At 66.6% G+C, this 13,786-nt stretch carries 17 protein-coding genes, 1 tRNA gene and 1 pseudogene; 10 read left to right on the top strand and 9 right to left on the bottom strand.

Annotated features, from left to right (window positions below; genetic code table 11):
* Nucleotides 1–28: 28 nt before the first annotated feature.
* From M3G03_RS11205 to M3G03_RS11190, 4 genes are all read left to right on the top strand, one after another.
* Entirely contained in the window at nucleotides 29–196 is a 168-nt protein-coding gene (locus tag M3G03_RS11205) for a helix-turn-helix transcriptional regulator (RefSeq protein ID WP_311197545.1), read from the top strand.
* Nucleotides 197–258: 62 nt separating this feature from the next.
* Nucleotides 259–756, top strand: coding sequence for a hypothetical protein (locus M3G03_RS11200; protein WP_259809938.1), 498 nt, complete (start codon nucleotides 259–261; stop codon nucleotides 754–756).
* A gap of 235 nt (nucleotides 757–991) precedes the next feature.
* Entirely contained in the window at nucleotides 992–1,726 is a 735-nt protein-coding gene (locus M3G03_RS11195) for an excalibur calcium-binding domain-containing protein (protein WP_259809936.1), read from the top strand.
* Between the two features lie 93 nt (nucleotides 1,727–1,819).
* On the top strand, nucleotides 1,820–2,371 hold the full coding sequence (locus M3G03_RS11190) for an HNH endonuclease family protein (protein ID WP_396121953.1): 552 nt from the start codon (nucleotides 1,820–1,822) through the stop codon (nucleotides 2,369–2,371).
* A 33-nt stretch (nucleotides 2,372–2,404) separates the two neighbouring features.
* Here M3G03_RS11190 and M3G03_RS11185 read toward each other — a convergent pair whose 3' ends face one another.
* The gene (locus tag M3G03_RS11185; RefSeq protein WP_259809934.1) at nucleotides 2,405–2,506 is read right to left on the bottom strand and encodes an HNH endonuclease; all 102 of its coding nucleotides are present in this window, start codon (nucleotides 2,504–2,506) and stop codon (nucleotides 2,405–2,407) included.
* Between the two features lie 145 nt (nucleotides 2,507–2,651).
* On the opposite strand from M3G03_RS11185, the gene M3G03_RS11180 reads away from it, so the two are divergent.
* From M3G03_RS11180 to M3G03_RS11165, 4 genes are all read left to right on the top strand, one after another.
* Complete coding sequence (locus M3G03_RS11180; RefSeq protein ID WP_259809931.1) at nucleotides 2,652–3,728, top strand: type I restriction endonuclease; 1,077 nt, start codon at nucleotides 2,652–2,654, stop codon at nucleotides 3,726–3,728.
* Nucleotides 3,729–4,019: 291 nt separating this feature from the next.
* A complete protein-coding gene (locus M3G03_RS11175; RefSeq protein ID WP_259809929.1) occupies nucleotides 4,020–4,499 on the top strand; it encodes a hypothetical protein in 480 nt (159 codons plus the stop codon).
* Nucleotides 4,500–4,927: 428 nt separating this feature from the next.
* Nucleotides 4,928–5,092: a hypothetical protein gene (locus tag M3G03_RS11170; RefSeq protein ID WP_259809926.1), complete on the top strand. Its 165-nt coding sequence runs from the start codon at nucleotides 4,928–4,930 to the stop codon at nucleotides 5,090–5,092.
* Nucleotides 5,089–5,544, top strand: coding sequence for a hypothetical protein (locus M3G03_RS11165; RefSeq protein ID WP_259809924.1), 456 nt, complete (start codon nucleotides 5,089–5,091; stop codon nucleotides 5,542–5,544). Before M3G03_RS11170 ends, M3G03_RS11165 begins: the two co-directional genes overlap by 4 nt.
* A 37-nt stretch (nucleotides 5,545–5,581) precedes the next feature.
* Here the strand turns inward: M3G03_RS11165 and M3G03_RS11160 are convergent, their stop codons facing one another.
* Together M3G03_RS11160 and M3G03_RS11155 are read right to left on the bottom strand one after the other, a co-directional pair.
* A complete protein-coding gene (locus tag M3G03_RS11160) occupies nucleotides 5,582–6,634 on the bottom strand; it encodes a hypothetical protein (protein WP_259809921.1) in 1,053 nt (350 codons plus the stop codon).
* Nucleotides 6,635–6,723: 89 nt separating this feature from the next.
* A complete protein-coding gene (locus M3G03_RS11155) occupies nucleotides 6,724–7,176 on the bottom strand; it encodes a hypothetical protein (RefSeq protein ID WP_259809918.1) in 453 nt (150 codons plus the stop codon).
* A 632-nt stretch (nucleotides 7,177–7,808) separates the two neighbouring features.
* Here M3G03_RS11155 and M3G03_RS12960 point away from each other — a divergent pair.
* Nucleotides 7,809–8,450 (top strand): annotated as a pseudogene (locus M3G03_RS12960) (tyrosine-type recombinase/integrase); the annotation flags it as partial.
* A gap of 211 nt (nucleotides 8,451–8,661) precedes the next feature.
* On the opposite strand, the gene M3G03_RS11150 reads toward M3G03_RS12960, so the two are convergent.
* A tRNA-Gln gene (locus M3G03_RS11150) sits at nucleotides 8,662–8,740 on the bottom strand.
* A gap of 224 nt (nucleotides 8,741–8,964) precedes the next feature.
* On the opposite strand from M3G03_RS11150, the gene M3G03_RS11145 reads away from it, so the two are divergent.
* The gene (locus M3G03_RS11145) at nucleotides 8,965–9,609 is read left to right on the top strand and encodes a TetR/AcrR family transcriptional regulator (protein WP_259809915.1); all 645 of its coding nucleotides are present in this window, start codon (nucleotides 8,965–8,967) and stop codon (nucleotides 9,607–9,609) included.
* A 4-nt stretch (nucleotides 9,610–9,613) separates the two neighbouring features.
* On the opposite strand, the gene M3G03_RS11140 is transcribed toward M3G03_RS11145, so the two are convergent.
* The 5 genes from M3G03_RS11140 to rsmI are packed head-to-tail and all read right to left on the bottom strand — an operon-like array spanning nucleotide 9,614 to nucleotide 13,674.
* Nucleotides 9,614–10,111 carry a MarR family winged helix-turn-helix transcriptional regulator gene (locus M3G03_RS11140; protein ID WP_259809914.1) on the bottom strand — a complete coding sequence of 166 codons (498 nt, stop codon included), beginning with the start codon at nucleotides 10,109–10,111 and terminating at the stop codon, nucleotides 9,614–9,616.
* Between the two features lie 46 nt (nucleotides 10,112–10,157).
* Nucleotides 10,158–11,084: a 4-(cytidine 5'-diphospho)-2-C-methyl-D-erythritol kinase gene (locus tag M3G03_RS11135; RefSeq protein ID WP_259809912.1), complete on the bottom strand. Its 927-nt coding sequence runs from the start codon at nucleotides 11,082–11,084 to the stop codon at nucleotides 10,158–10,160.
* A 9-nt stretch (nucleotides 11,085–11,093) separates the two neighbouring features.
* Entirely contained in the window at nucleotides 11,094–11,957 is an 864-nt protein-coding gene (gene rsmA / locus M3G03_RS11130; protein ID WP_259809911.1) for a 16S rRNA (adenine(1518)-N(6)/adenine(1519)-N(6))-dimethyltransferase RsmA, read from the bottom strand.
* Nucleotides 11,954–12,814, bottom strand: coding sequence for a TatD family hydrolase (locus tag M3G03_RS11125; RefSeq protein ID WP_259809908.1), 861 nt, complete (start codon nucleotides 12,812–12,814; stop codon nucleotides 11,954–11,956). The genes rsmA and M3G03_RS11125 overlap by 4 nt, the downstream gene beginning before the upstream one ends.
* Nucleotides 12,811–13,674, bottom strand: a complete 864-nt coding sequence (gene rsmI / locus M3G03_RS11120; protein ID WP_259809905.1) for a 16S rRNA (cytidine(1402)-2'-O)-methyltransferase — start codon at nucleotides 13,672–13,674, stop codon at nucleotides 12,811–12,813. The genes M3G03_RS11125 and rsmI overlap by 4 nt, the downstream gene beginning before the upstream one ends.
* Nucleotides 13,675–13,786: the final 112 nt, after the last annotated feature.

Genomic DNA, 13,786 nt, shown 5'->3' with positions numbered 1-13,786 from the left:
CTACGCGACACGATGTCAGGTGTGACCCATGACGCCAGTCGACACATCACGTGAGGGCCCGAACCTCCGTATGAAGTCCTTGCGGGCCTCGCTCGGGCTCACCCAGGTGGAACTCGCCGCCCGGGTGGGCGTGAGCCGACAAACAATCAGCATGATCGAGGCGGGCACTCACAACCCCACGATCAATCTCTGCTAGTCGATCTGCAAAGCACTGCAGACCGATCTGAACTCACTCTTTTGGGAAGAAGGCGAACGGTAATGGACGAACGGCAGCAACTGACAGCAGGCAAGGCAGCACTCGGCGCACTCTTCTGCGTCATGATCGGCGCGATCGCGGTTCTCGGCTGGGAATATGTCACCACCAAGGAGGTGACGAACACCGCAGCCATCATCACCGTGCTGGGCGCAGGCGGCCTGTTCTGGGTTTTCCAGAGCATGTTTGGCGCTGAGGCGCCCCGCTCAATGTTCGGCAAGGAATTGCCCACAGGACGCACCCCTGCGGAACGGCGCACCCGCACTGTGGCCTACCCGGTCGACTCGCTGGCCTTCACCGTCGCGATGACAGTTCTGGCATTGGGCGGGTATTTCCTCGTCGGCGACAAGACAGCGGCAGGTGACATTGCAGGAATGCCGTTTCCCGCCGCACTCGCTCTGGGAGCCATTGCGTTGTTTGCCATCAGCTTCGCGTTGACGTGGGCGCTTGGTGAAGCAGAGTCGCGTGCGGTCGAGCGTCGCATCGCGCGTCTGGAGGCCTGACCTCCCCTGAACGCAGCGCCGTCCATCCCCCACGGGATGGACGGCCCTTGTGTTGTTGAGTCAGCTCGGGCGTAGGGGTGACTGGCGGAGAAGCATGCTCTCCAGCGTGTGCTGCGACGCTGCCATCTCGCGGACGGTCGCATTCAGGGACCCGGTGATCGGAGTGAGAACAGGAGGATTCATCATTTAAACCAGGTCAAGGACGACCCCCGCCACTTCACGACAGGACGTCATCATGCACAAGCCCTCCATGGGACGCGGCCGGTTCCGCTCCCCGAACCCCGCACCCCCGCCACCCCATCCCGGGCAGCAGTACCCCCTGCACCAGACCACGCCGCCACGTGCTCCTTTCGACATGCCAAGAACGGCGCCTGCGTGGGAGCAGCCCCGACCACACGCAGGTGAGCCGACGGCCTTCCTGCCTGTCCCGCCTCCACACACGAAGGGGAAGTGGTTCACCAGCAAGCCCGTCGTCGGCATCGGCGCCGGCCTGCTGGGGCTCACGATCGGTCTGGGCGGAGGAGGAGCGGATGGCGCCGGAGCCCCCGCGTCCACGGTGACGGTGACGAACCAGGCCACGGTGACCGCCAAGCCCAGCGCCGCGCCCACGGTCACCCAGGAGGCCACCGTCACGTCAATGGCAACGGTGACCGCCAGCACAACCGTGACAGCCAGCACGACCGTGACAGCGAGCGCGACCGTGACGCAGAAGTCCACGGTGACTGTCACCTCCATCAAGCCGTTCGCGAACCTGCCCGCGAAGAAGCCGGTGGCGACGAAGCCGGTCGTTAAGAAGCCCGTCGAGAAGAAGCCGGAGGCCGACACACCTGCCGGCGATGGCGGCGGCTACGTCTACTACAAGAACTGCTCGGCGGTGAAGGCGGCCGGCAAGGCGCCCATCCACCGCGGGGATCCCGGCTACGCCAAGCATCTGGATCGTGACAACGACGGCGTGGGGTGCGAACGCTGACCGAGCGTTCCGACGCCCGCCTGTCCATCGGGATCTGGGCAGCACTCGCCCGCTGACGCTCCGTCAGCACACAACCAGTCACTCGCGCAGCTACTGGCGTCCCTGCCGGTCAAGGGACGTGCCCCGAAGACCGGCTACACCCGGGGGCAGTTCGGGCAGGCGTGGTTCGACGCCGACCGGAACGGGTGCGACACACGAAATGACGTGCTCCGGCGCGACCTGCGTGATGTGGCACTCAAGCCGGGGACGCGTGGTTGCGTCGTGCTCACCGGGACGCTGGTCGACCCCTACACCGGCACGATCGTCCCGTTCGAGCGCGGTCCGCGCAGTGGCGTCGTCCAGATCGATCACGTCGTTTCGCTGTCGGACGCCTGGCAGAAGGGTGCGCAACAGCTTTCCGCGGACCAGCGGCAGGCATTCGCGAACGATCCGCTCAACCTGCTGGCTGTCTCGGGTAGCGCGAACGCGCAGAAGGGTGACGGGGACGCGGCGACCTGGCTGCCGAAGGCGAAGTCATTCCGCTGTCGCTACGCTGCGACGCAGATCACGGTCAAGGCGCGGTGGGGGCTGTGGGTGACCGGTGCGGAGGAGAATGCTCTCCAGCGTGTGTTGCGAAGCTGTCCGACGGAACCCGTTCCCCAATGATTAGTCCGAGTCCGTCAGAGGCCTTCGTCAGTACTAGCGCTTGTTGGACTTGCTCTGATGGCACCGCCAGCAGAGTGTCTGGAGATTCTGGTGGTTCGTCAGGCTACCCCGCAACACGGGGACGATGTGGCCCACCTCCAGCGCGCCCAGGACACCCTCGGCGGCTTGACGCCCATTGAGTTCGAAGCCAAGAAAGCCGAGCTTCTCCCATCGTAAGACCCATGCATCCGTCTTGTGACATCATGCTTCCTATCCACCTCGACAAAGGAGACGAGCAAAGATGGCTTTCGAGGACGCCCTCGCCGATACCGCGAAGAAGCTTTCGGACTACGGGGATTCACTCCTGACGGAGGAGGCAACCAAGAATGCCCTCGTTATGCCCTTCATCTCACGGGTGTTGGGCTACGACGTGTTCAACCCTCAGGAAGTTGTCCCCGAGTTCGTCGCCGATGTCGGAAGCCGCAAGGGCGAGAAGATTGACTACGCCATCATGCGCGACGGCGTCATTCAGATGTTGATCGAAGCCAAGCAGGTTGGCGCTCCGCTGTCCCTGGAGAACTCCTCTCAGCTCACCCGCTACTTCACCGTGTGCTCCGCCAGAATCGGGGTGCTGACCAACGGGCGCCACTGGCTCTTCTACACCGACCTGGACAAGCCAAACGTCATGGACTCGAAGCCTTTCCTGCGGCTGGATCTCTCAGAGATCGATCCGAACACATTGCCGGAGCTCAAGAAGCTCACCAAGGACACCTTCGATCTTGAATCTGTCATGGCAGCTGCTGAGGAACTCAAATATGTCTCAGCGGTCAAGGCCGAAGTGGCTCGGGAATTCGCCACGCCGAGCACCGACCTCGTCCGGCTGCTGACAAAGCGCGTGTACGAGGGCTCCATCACCGCGAAGGTGCAGACCACATTCGAGGGCGTAGTCGCCAAGGCACTTCGGCAGTACATCAACGACCAGGTCAATGCCCGACTGAAGACCGCCTTGGACGGGCAACCGGCCGCAGCTGCTACCACTGCGGGAATTCCCAGCGAGGAGGTCGCCGAAGCCGTCAGCGACTCCCCCATCCAAACGACAGCGGAAGAGGCTGAGGCTTTCCTCATCGTTCGCGCGATCTTGGCGTCCGAGGTAGAGGTCGATCGCGTGGTGGCTCGAGACCGGCAGAGCTACTTCGGAGTGCTACTGGACGACAACAACCGCAAACCGATCTGCCGCTTCCATTTCAACAGCCAGTCCGTGAAGTACTTGGGCACTTTCGATCAGGACAAGGTCGAAACTCGGCACCAGCTGTTCAGCGCAAACGACCTCTACAAGTACGCGGATGTCTTGCGAAGCACCGTCCGCAACTATCTCTAGAGATTAACGAAATGCATTCGTCCACTGAATCTAGGGAGGTCTTGCCACCCGAGAGGGAACAAGGTCTCTCTGGACTAATCGAAGATTGCCCTCCCGGCCGTTTCGCAAGACAGGATGCGAAGCCACATTGCCCTTGCTGATTCAAGTGGCCGCAGCTCCAGACTGCTTGATCGTCAATCTCAGCGGTATTCATAATCCTAATCTTGCAGTTCTGGTGCCGACTTGTGCACCGTTCCGGAACAGGCCGTTCATTCCACCGCCGGTCGTGGCTGCTCTGGAGCATGGGCTGACATGGCGATCCCTTGGCATAATGGGGGCGCGAACGAGCGGAGCCGAGCCCGCCTGAGACAGCTGGCGATCTCGCTGCAGCATGGCCAGTTAACGCGCTCAGATGTGACGGCCCTATTCATCCTGCTTCGCGGCAGCGCGACGAAGGGCTCAATCACCCGCGACATAGGCGACTGTGTGGCGCACGACGTGCGTGATCGCGGCAACCTGTTCTCATTCGCGAATCAGTTCGTCCGCAGCGTTCGACGGACCATCGCTCTCGCCGCCGCTAGCGTGCTCGATGGCGTCAAGGTCGAAGTCCGCGCGCCGCATGTCGCTTGTCGGCTCTCAGGCGGCCAACAACCCGCGTTTGCTATCGATCTTCTCCGAGGAATGCCGGATGGAGTCCTTCAGATCCCTTCTCCCAAGACCCTTCTCTTTCCCATGTTGCGCGACTACTCGTTGGGGGGAACGGACAACAACAACGGTAGTTCTGTGGGTTGAGCATGCAAGACTGCGGCTGCTGGACGAGAGCAACATCATGCGCGTCGGCACTGCTCGCGACGAAGTCCTTGCGGCCAGCAATCAGGTATGGCTCTGCTCGGTAGGCTGGAGAGCGCCACCACCACGTTCGCTTGGCGAGGCGTTCCCCCAATCGCTCCCCAGGTAGGAGTCGAACCTACGTCGCTAATCCTGATTCAAAGACCATCGAACATGACCAATAGAGTTCATTCCTCTAGGAGTTTGGCGGCATACGTAGAACCGAATGCCGCCGTGTGGTCTCCCGTACCGTGCTGATTGAGAGTGGGTTTGCGAGCGACCGTCGAGCCCGTGCGGAGCACGCGAGCCCGGGTCTGAGATGCTTCTCGGACCGGCCAACGACGGCCGGGTGATGGACCAGGGGGTCGGCGTTGTTCGTCTTGGCAAGGCTTGTGATTGTTCTACTCGGGATCGCCGTCGGGATCGGCGTCGCCGTCGGTCTCGGCAGCGAGGGCGCCGGGCTCCTAGGCGGGGTCCTAGGGCTGGTGATCTTCATCGGCTCGTGCGAGGCAGCGAACGAGCTCCAGTCCAAGAAGAAGACCGGGGAGGCGGCATGAGCAACTGGAGAGCGTGGGGCGCGGGGATCGTCTGCGTCGCCCTCGCTGGGTGCGGCGGCGGCGAGTCGGCCGCTCCGGTGACCGTGACGGTCACGGCCTCGGAGTCGACGAGCTCGTCGCCGGAGACGACCACGGCCCCGGCGCCCTCCCCGACCGGCCCCGTGAGGGTGTCGACGGTCGAGGAGCTGATCGCGGAGGTCGAGAAGGTCGGCGTGACCTGCAAGGGCGGATGGGAGTCCGGCTTCGACGAGTACCGCTCCTCTTGCGACGATCCCGAGGTCCGGCTATTCCTCGATCCCCGCCCCGACCTCGAACCCGACGTGAAGACCAGCACTTGCACTCTCTGGACCACGATGGGGCTCACTGCCTTTCGCGGACCGAACTGGGTCGCGGCCGGGGATTGGTTCGCTGGTGTGGCGATTGAGGACCTCGGCGGTGAGCCCTGCAAGTGACGCGGACAAATGAAACCGGACCGCCCCATGGAGGGGCCTAGGCCCGAAGCTTCTCCAATCGCTCGACGAGCCGTTTACTCGGCTCCCGGGAGAGCTCGATGTAGCGCTCCAGGACCTCTACCTCGGCCTCGCGGTTCTTGAGCTTCCGGTAGATGATCGCGGCGTGCTCGAAGTAGTGGGGGGCGGGACGGCCCGGGTCCTCTCTAGTCGTGGCCTGCTGGCACTCGCTCAAGAGTTGGAGAGCCTCCTCGTACCTGCCCTCACGTTTGAGGTCCGCCACGGTGGATACCCACTCCGTGTAGTGCCGACCCCGCACGAGGGTGTCGCGGTGCCTGCGGCGAATGGCGTCGGCATTCTTGGCATCCTCAAGCTCGTCGCGCTGGCGAAACCAGGCGTCCGCGATCGACTTAAGTCTCGCCGCCTCGTCGGGATCGGTTGCCATCTTGTAGGCCCTCCACCAAACCCGGCCGACCTCGTCCGCGTCCACTCCGGGCACGAGCCGGGCGGGCGGAATGTCCGGAAACCCTGCCGGAGCCTGCGAGGCCACGCGCCCGACCGGATGCCCTGCTTGGGCGAGCATCATTCGCAGCCATTCCCGAGGAGCTCTTTGCGCCTCGTCGAGCTCCGCCTGAGTGACCAATCGAAGGACGCTCTTCGCCTCGTGACCTTCTAGGTCGGCCCTAGTGCCAAGTCCCCTAACAACTGCCGTGCTCGGACCGTCATAGCCGGGGACCCAGACCCGCATCCCGGGTTGAGGCGGGACTGAGAGGTTCCAGAGGTAGGCGTAGGCGTGACGAGTTCCGTCATCGTCGCGCTGATCGTGCAATTCCCGGAAGACGACGCCGACGATCAACGCTTCGGACTTAGCCAGACCGGCGCCCGACCCCCGGGCGGCGATTGCCTGGCCCTGACGTGGGGCGAGCCCCTGCCGACGGAGCATCACTCGGTTCACCACCACGGCGACGGTGCCCACTAGGACCATGAACGATGCCAAACCCTCCGACCAAGAGAACAGCCCGGAAACGACCACCAGCATGGCGAGCCATGCCCACCAAGGGTGTCGGGCGGCCCAAGAACGCAGTCGGATCATGTCTCCAACCTCCATCGCTCGGCACGAACGCTGTGCCGTTTGAGGCAGCGTACCGGGGCGTCCCCCGGCACGCTGCACCCTCCTACGGGTTAGATACCGTCCCGGCGGCGAGGGTCGTCCCACGCCCCGGTGACGCCGAGGATCGGGCAGGCGCCGCCCGGCAGGGTGGGAGCGTTTCGGGCCCGGGCGCGGATCTCGGCCATGTGGAAGGGCGACCCGACCGAGGGGCGCCGCTTCGTGGGGACCGACGTCGGGAGGGCCAGCGGACGGTGCCTGTGGCGTAGGCGATCGAGCCTCCCCCCGACCGGGGAGTCGGCCAGCTCGGCGACCAGCATTCCGACGGTCGTGGGAATGTCGTCGTGGTGCCCGACCGGGTTCGCCAGCTTCACCACTCCCGGGGAGGTCTCCACGAGCCGGGTCGTGAGGAACTGCTCTCGGGTCGTCGCGCCGTCGGGCAGTTCCAGAGCGCGGTCCCGTAGCACGTTGAACAGTCCCCGGGTGAGCTTGTTCGCCCCGGCAGCGGAGAAGACGAACTCCCTCACGGTGACGCCCTGCCGGGAAAGGTTCTGCGAGCTGCTCGGCCTGCATCCGGTCGAACGCCAGACGAGAGACCCGGTACTCCCGGCAGACGCGCAGCGCGGAGGCCTCGACCTCCGCCAGATCCACGCGCCTGTCGGTCGAGGCGTCCGGTACCACGACAGAACCCGGTCCACCACGACCACGCGCCCGGCCGGGCGCGTGGTCGACGTCGCCGATCGACAGCGCCGTGAGGTCGCGGCGGGTGCCCACGTCGAGGGCCGCGACGTAGCGATGGACCTGGTCGGGCGGCAGCACGGCGACCCCGGAGCGGATCGCGGCCTCCACTTCTTCGGCGCTGGTGAGCGCGTCGTCGCTCTCGGCCCATTGGCAGAGGATCAGTCGAGCCCATTCGCTGTAGGCGAGGCTGGCGCGGGTCGCCGCAACGTCCTGCGGGGTCCACCACGGGGAGGGCCCGGGCCGGACCGCCGTCCTCCAGTGGTCCGGGTTGTCCAGGGCGGTATCCCACCCATGACCTCGGCGACGTGCAGGCCCGGAAGCTGACCCCCAGGCGCAGTGAAACGGCGCTGAGGGCCCTCGCAATGGACGGCGGGATCAAGGGCAAGCCCTTGTCCCTCGCTCCGTCCGATACGCCCGCGTGACGCTGAGGGTCGTCCACAAGTACGGGCAGCGGGAGGGGTGGGTGAAGGAGAACCACGCACAGTTCGCCAGCGCCCCGCTCCAGGTGCATACGCCCAAGCCCCAGAAGGAGGACCAGCGGGTCGACATCTGGTCCCCCGAGCAGACGAGGAAGTTCATCACCACCTTGAACGACTACCCGCTCGGCGGGGAGCCATGGCTGAGGGTCGCTCTCCGTCTGGTGCTTTGTGGGTTGCGGCGCAGCGAGGCGGCGGGACTCGACTGGAGATCTGTCGACTTCGAGTACGGGACCGTCTTCATCTGTGCATCGCGCGTCAAGACGGGGCGCGGGAGCGAGACCGCAACCGGTCCCGTGAAGGTCGAGAACTCCCTTCGTCACGTGGAGGTCGAGCGGGTCCAGCCGGGCACCGTGAATGCCCTCCGCGAGCTATGGCTCTCGCAGGGTCGGCCCTCCTCGGGACTGGTCCTCGTCGATGCCGCCGGGCAGGAGATCCAGCCGGACGCGATCACGCGGCGGTTCGCAAGGGTGACGAAGGCCGCCGAGCTCCCGCAGCTCGTGAGCATCCACAACACCCGGCACAGCATCGCGACCCTCCTCGACTTGCGCGGCTTCTCCCGTACCGACGCCGCAGAGTTGCTCGGGCACGACGTGCCGACCTTCGAGCGGTTCTACGTGAAGGGCGACGGCAAGGGGGCGAACGCGCGGCAGCCGAACTGGGGAAGGCCTACGGGGAGGTCTCGCAGTAGGTTTCTGACCGGTTGTGAGCGGTCACTCACAAATCAACGAGGAAGGGCCCGTCAAGTGGAAGTTAGCGGGGCCCTCATTCTTGGTTTGACTAGGCGTCTCACCGCTCCCCAGGTAGGAGTCGAACCTACGTCGCTAATCCTGATTCAAAGTCAGGCGGGCCCTGCCGGCAGACCAACTGGGGAACGCTGCCTCTCTCCGCCGGACGCGCCGACCAAGAGGACAACACGTCCACTCTACGGGCCTGGACGCATGGAGTCACCTCGCACCTACCCCGCCACCCGCAGCTCGTTTGAACCGCTCGGAGGGCTTTGCCAGACTTGGGCCTGTGCCATTGTCCCCGCAGACCCCGCCCCGCGCAGCCGTCGACAGCGGCCACCCAGCCCGAGCGCGGCGCGGTCGCGTCAGGATGACCAGCACGGAGCGACGCGAGCAGCTGATCGATGTCTCGCGGATCCTGTTCGCGTCCCATGGCTTCGAGGGCACCTCGGTCGAGGAGATCGCCGTGAGCGCGCAGGTCTCCAAGCCCGTGGTCTACGAACACTTCGGTGGCAAGGAGGGCCTCTACGCGGTGGTGGTGGACCGGGAGTCGCGCCGCCTCCACGACACCATCCGCAAGGCGCTCACCGACCCGACCGCCAGCCCGCGCCAGCTCATCGAGCGGGGCGCCCTGGCCCTCCTGGACTACATCGACGAAGAGCCTGAGGGCTTCCGGATCCTGGCGCGTGACTCCTCGGTGGGCTCCAGCGGCGGCTCCTTCGCCAGCATCCTCTCCGACATCGTGGTGAACGTGGAAGACCTGCTCGCCGTCCCGTTCCAGCGTCGTGGTTACGACCCTGACTACGCGGGTCTCTACGCCCAGGCCCTTGTTGGGCTGGTCGCACTGGCCGGCCAGTCCTGGCTCGAGGCACGCCAGCCCGCCAAGGAGGTCGTCGCCTCCCACCTGGTCAACCTGGCCTGGAATGGCATGAGCAACCTGGTCCGCGAACCCACCCTCATCGAGCGCGAGATGCCGCCTGCACCCTCCAAGCCGGCACGCCGCAGCGGCGAGTGATCGCCTAGCTCGCCTGCTCCGCCTGCGCCACCAACAGCGTGCGCAGGTCGTCGGCCAGCCGGTCCCGCCTCTCCGGGGAGAACCGCTGCAGCAGCGACTCCTCAGTTGCCAGCAGAGAGTCCAGGGCCGCGTCGACCCGCTGGCGTCCGGACTTCGTCAGCACCACCAGCACCCCCCGGCCATCGTCGGGATGGCTCTCACGGGTCACGAATCCGCGCTCGACAAGGCGATCCACCCGATTCGTCATGGTCCCCGAGGTCACGTGGGTCTGCTTCAGCAGCTGTCCGGGCGTCAGCCGGTAGGGCTCCCCCGCCCGCCGCAGTGCCGCCAGGACGTCGAACTCCCACACCTCCAGGCCGTGCTCGGCGTAGGCGCTGCGCCGCGCCATGTCGAGGTACTGGTCAAGACGCTTGATGCGCGACCACAGTTCCATGGGCCCGATGGCCAGGTCTGGGCGCTCGCGCTTCCAGGCGGCCAGGATCTCGTCCACTTCGTCGTGCATGGGGTCCAGTGAAAACCACGGTATCCGTTGACGTCAAGATACTTGGCTACTTCACGGGACGAGCACCAGGAACCGGCCCTTGCGCTCTTCGTACTGCCCTCACCTGGGGCAGCGCATTCAGCTCGGCCGCCAGGTCCATCGCTGCGGACTCCCCACGCGCCAGGAAGGCACAGGTCGGGCCCGAGCCCGAGAGCAGGCCTCCGACCACGCCGGTCGCCGCGCGTCCAGTGTCGAGCACTTCGACCAACTCGGGACGCAGGGAACACGCGGGGGCCTCGAGGTCATTGCACAGCGCACCTCCCAGTGCGGCCACGTCCCCGGTCGCCAGCGCGTTCATCACGCCTTGCGGGACGTCGGTTGACCCCACCATCTCGCCCGCCTCCACCATCTCGTCGAAGCGGCGGAAGACTGCCGGCGTGGAGAGCCCTTCATGGGCCAGGGCCAGGACCCACTGGTAGTTCCCGCGGGTCAGCATGGGCGCCAGCTCAGTCCCCCGACCGACCCCGCGAGCCGTCCCACCCATCAGCGCGAAGGGGACATCCGAGCCCAGTCGCGCGGCGAAATCGTGCAGGTCCTCGGGCTGGGTGTCCAGGTCCCAGAGCATCGAACAGGCCAGCAGCGCGCCGGCCGCGTCCGCCGAACCTCCGGCCATTCCCCCGGCGATGGGGATGTGCTTGCGGATGCGCAATTCCACCCCCTCGGACACCCCGTAGTGCTCGCGCAGGAGCTCGGCAGCGCGCACGGCGAGGTTGCGACCATCGACTGGGAGCGACTCGGCCCCCTCACCGCGCATGCTCAGCTGCACACCCTCGTCACAGGGCAGCGCCTCGACCTCGTCGATGAGGGAGACGGCCTGGAACACGGTGCCGAGCGGGTGGTAGCCGTCGTCCCCGAGGGGCCCCACGCGCAGCGCAAGGTTGATCTTGGCGGGCACCCGGACGCGGATGCTCGCGCCGACTGTCTGGTTGTCCACGCGCTCAACCTAGCCCAGCGGAATCTGCTCGGCGATGGCCGCAAATTGCTGGACGTCAAGGGTCTCCCCGCGCGCCATCGGGTCCACCCCGGCACGCTCGATCGCCGCAGCGGCGGCCGTTGAACCGCCACACAGGCCAGCCAGCGCGGCCCGCAGCATCTTGCGGCGCTGGGCGAACGCGGCGTCAATCACGGTGAACACCTGCTCGCGACTCGCAGTGGTCTGTGGCGGGTCGCGTCGCTCAATCCGCACGAGCCCGGAATCGACGTTGGGCACCGGCCAGAAGACCGGCGGCGGGACGGTCCCCACCCGAGCTGAGCTCGCATACCAGGCCAGTTTCGCCGAGGGCACGCCGTAGACCTTCGAGCCGGGCTTGGCGACCAGACGGTCGCAGACCTCCAGCTGGACCATCACCAGCCCAGTGCGCCAGGTCGGGAATCGTTCCAGCAGGTGCAGCAGGACCGGCACCGACACGTTGTAGGGCAGGTTCGCGACCAGGGCGGTCGGCTCGGGGCCGGGCAGTTCGGTCACCAGCATGGCGTCAGATTCGACCACCCGCATCCGGTCGGTCGCCTGCGGCATCCGCTCGGTGATGGTCCGCGGCAGCTGGCCGGCCAGTCGGTCGTCGATCTCGATGGCGGTCACCTCCGCGCCCACCTCGAGCAGGCCCAGGGTGAGCGACCCCAGCCCGGGCCCGACCTCGATCACCACGTCATCGGCTCCCACGCCTGACAGTGCCACGATGCGCCGGATGGTGTTGGCGTCGATGACGAAGTTCTGCCCCCGCTGCTTGGTCGGAGTCAGGTCAAGGCCGGCCGCGAGTTCGCGCACTGAGGCAGCCCCCAACAGCCCCGAGGTGTTCTGCTCCCTCATGCGCTGGCCTCCCATTCCCCGCCGAAGGCCTCGACAGTGTTTGCCACCAGTTGGTCGCAGAGCTCCCCGACATCCCAGCCTCGCTGCTCGGCGATGAAACGGATCGTGTGCGGCAGCAGGTAGGGCGCATTCTTCTTGCCGCGCTCGGGCTTGGGGGTCAGGAAGGGTGCGTCGGTCTCCACCAGCAGCTTCTCGACCGGCACCACGGCCAGCGCCTCGCGCAGTTCTCCGGCGCTCCCGAAGGTCACCACCCCGGGGAAGCTGAGCCACGCGCCCCGGTCCAGGCAGTCGCGGGCGAACGCGGCGTCGCCGGAGAAGCAGTGCATCACCAACCGATTCGGGACGCCGACGCGGTCCACGACCGTCAGCACATCGGCGTGGGCGTCACGGTCGTGCACCACGACGGTCAGGTCGTTCTCGGCCGCAATGTCGAGGTGCCGGGCGAAACTGTGCTTCTGGAGCGCCTGGGCGTCCGCGTCGCGGGTTCGGTAGTAGTCCAGGCCGGTCTCCCCCACGGCCCGCACATGGCGACCTGCCCGCGCGAGAGTGGCGATGTGGTCGATGTGGGCGTCCAGCTGGTCACCCAACCGGCCGGCCTCATTGGGGTGCAGCGCGACGGCAGCGACCACGCCCGGGTTGGTGCGGGCGACCTGTTCGGCCCAGCGGCTGCCCTGGACATCGCAGCCGATCTGCACGAACCCCTGGACGCCGACGGCCCGCGCGGTGGCGAGGTTGTCGGCCAACGACAGGCCGGAGTACTCGAGGGTCGTGTCGGCGTGGGTGTGGGAATCGATCACCGGACGCGGCAGCGGTTCGGGCAGCGATGGCAGGCCCAGGTCCTCCAGCACGGTGCTCATGGCTTCTCCTCCCTGGTCTGGTCGCGGTCGGCGAGCGCGGCGGCGTAGAGCTGCTTGCGGTTGGTGCCGGTAGCAGCGGCCACCTCGGCGACGGCCGCCGACAGCTTCTCACCCTGCCCGATCCGGACGCGAACCAGCTCCACCGGGTCAACGTCCTCTGCACCATCGTCGGGGGCCCCGGCAATCACCACCGTGACCTCGCCGCGGGCATGCTCGCGGGCCCATTCGGCCAGCTCGCCCAGCGGCAGCCGCACCACTTCCTCATGGGTCTTGGTCAGCTCACGGCAGACCGCTCCGGGGCGGTCTGCACCCAGCGCGCCCGCGGCATCGTCGAGGAACTCGGCCAGCCGATGCGGGGCTTCGAAGAAGACCATCGTGCGCGGTTCGTGCGCCAATTCCTCCAGCCGGCGCCGCCGCGGGCCCTCCTTGCGGGGCAGGAAGCCCTCGAAACAGAACCGATCCGTGGCAAGGCCAGACACCGCCAGCGCGGTCAGCACCGCTGAGGGCCCTGGCACCGCCGTCACCGGCACCCCCACCGCCAGGGCGGCCTGCACCAGTCGATAGCCGGGGTCGGACACCAGCGGCATCCCGGCATCGGTCACGACCAGCACGTCGGTGCCGGATTGCAGTGCCTCGACCAGCTCGGGCGTCCGCTCGGATTCATTGCCTTCGAAATAGCTGACGATGCGCGCCGACGTGGTGATGCCCAGACGGCGCAGCAGGTCGTGGAAGCGGCGAGTGTCCTCGGCGGCAACCAGGGCGGCGTCCTCAATCGCGCGTCGCAGGGCCGGGGAGGCGGAGTCCTTGTCGCCGATCGGGGTGCCGGCCAGGATGACGCGCCCGCTCTGTGTGCTCACCACCCCATCTTGCCCGAGAGCCCGAACCCCCGCACCGCCTACGATGGGGCGCGTGACTCACACTCCTGACCTCGGCGACGCCTCAGCGCCCGCGACCGACGAAGCCGTGATCTAC

The sequence above is a fragment of the Aestuariimicrobium sp. p3-SID1156 genome, from assembly GCF_025144225.1.
Lineage (GTDB): Bacteria > Actinomycetota > Actinomycetes > Propionibacteriales > Propionibacteriaceae > Aestuariimicrobium.
Note: the sequence above shows the minus strand (reverse complement) of the source record. Positions and strands in the feature narration are given on the sequence as shown.

What these genes read in the sequence shown, in the direction of transcription:
- M3G03_RS11205 (WP_311197545.1), top strand. Translation starts at nt 29, where the DNA reads ATGACGCCAGTCGACACATCACGTGAGGGCCCGAACCTCCGTATGAAG.
- M3G03_RS11200 (WP_259809938.1), top strand. Translation starts at nt 259, where the DNA reads ATGGACGAACGGCAGCAACTGACAGCAGGCAAGGCAGCACTCGGCGCA.
- M3G03_RS11195 (WP_259809936.1), top strand. Translation starts at nt 992, where the DNA reads ATGCACAAGCCCTCCATGGGACGCGGCCGGTTCCGCTCCCCGAACCCC.
- M3G03_RS11180 (WP_259809931.1), top strand. Translation starts at nt 2,652, where the DNA reads ATGGCTTTCGAGGACGCCCTCGCCGATACCGCGAAGAAGCTTTCGGAC.
- M3G03_RS11175 (WP_259809929.1), top strand. Translation starts at nt 4,020, where the DNA reads ATGGCGATCCCTTGGCATAATGGGGGCGCGAACGAGCGGAGCCGAGCC.
- M3G03_RS11165 (WP_259809924.1), top strand. Translation starts at nt 5,089, where the DNA reads ATGAGCAACTGGAGAGCGTGGGGCGCGGGGATCGTCTGCGTCGCCCTC.
- M3G03_RS11160 (WP_259809921.1), bottom strand. Translation starts at nt 6,634, where the DNA reads ATGATCCGACTGCGTTCTTGGGCCGCCCGACACCCTTGGTGGGCATGG.
- M3G03_RS11145 (WP_259809915.1), top strand. Translation starts at nt 8,965, where the DNA reads ATGACCAGCACGGAGCGACGCGAGCAGCTGATCGATGTCTCGCGGATC.
- M3G03_RS11140 (WP_259809914.1), bottom strand. Translation starts at nt 10,111, where the DNA reads ATGCACGACGAAGTGGACGAGATCCTGGCCGCCTGGAAGCGCGAGCGC.
- rsmA (WP_259809911.1), bottom strand. Translation starts at nt 11,957, where the DNA reads ATGAGGGAGCAGAACACCTCGGGGCTGTTGGGGGCTGCCTCAGTGCGC.
- M3G03_RS11125 (WP_259809908.1), bottom strand. Translation starts at nt 12,814, where the DNA reads ATGAGCACCGTGCTGGAGGACCTGGGCCTGCCATCGCTGCCCGAACCG.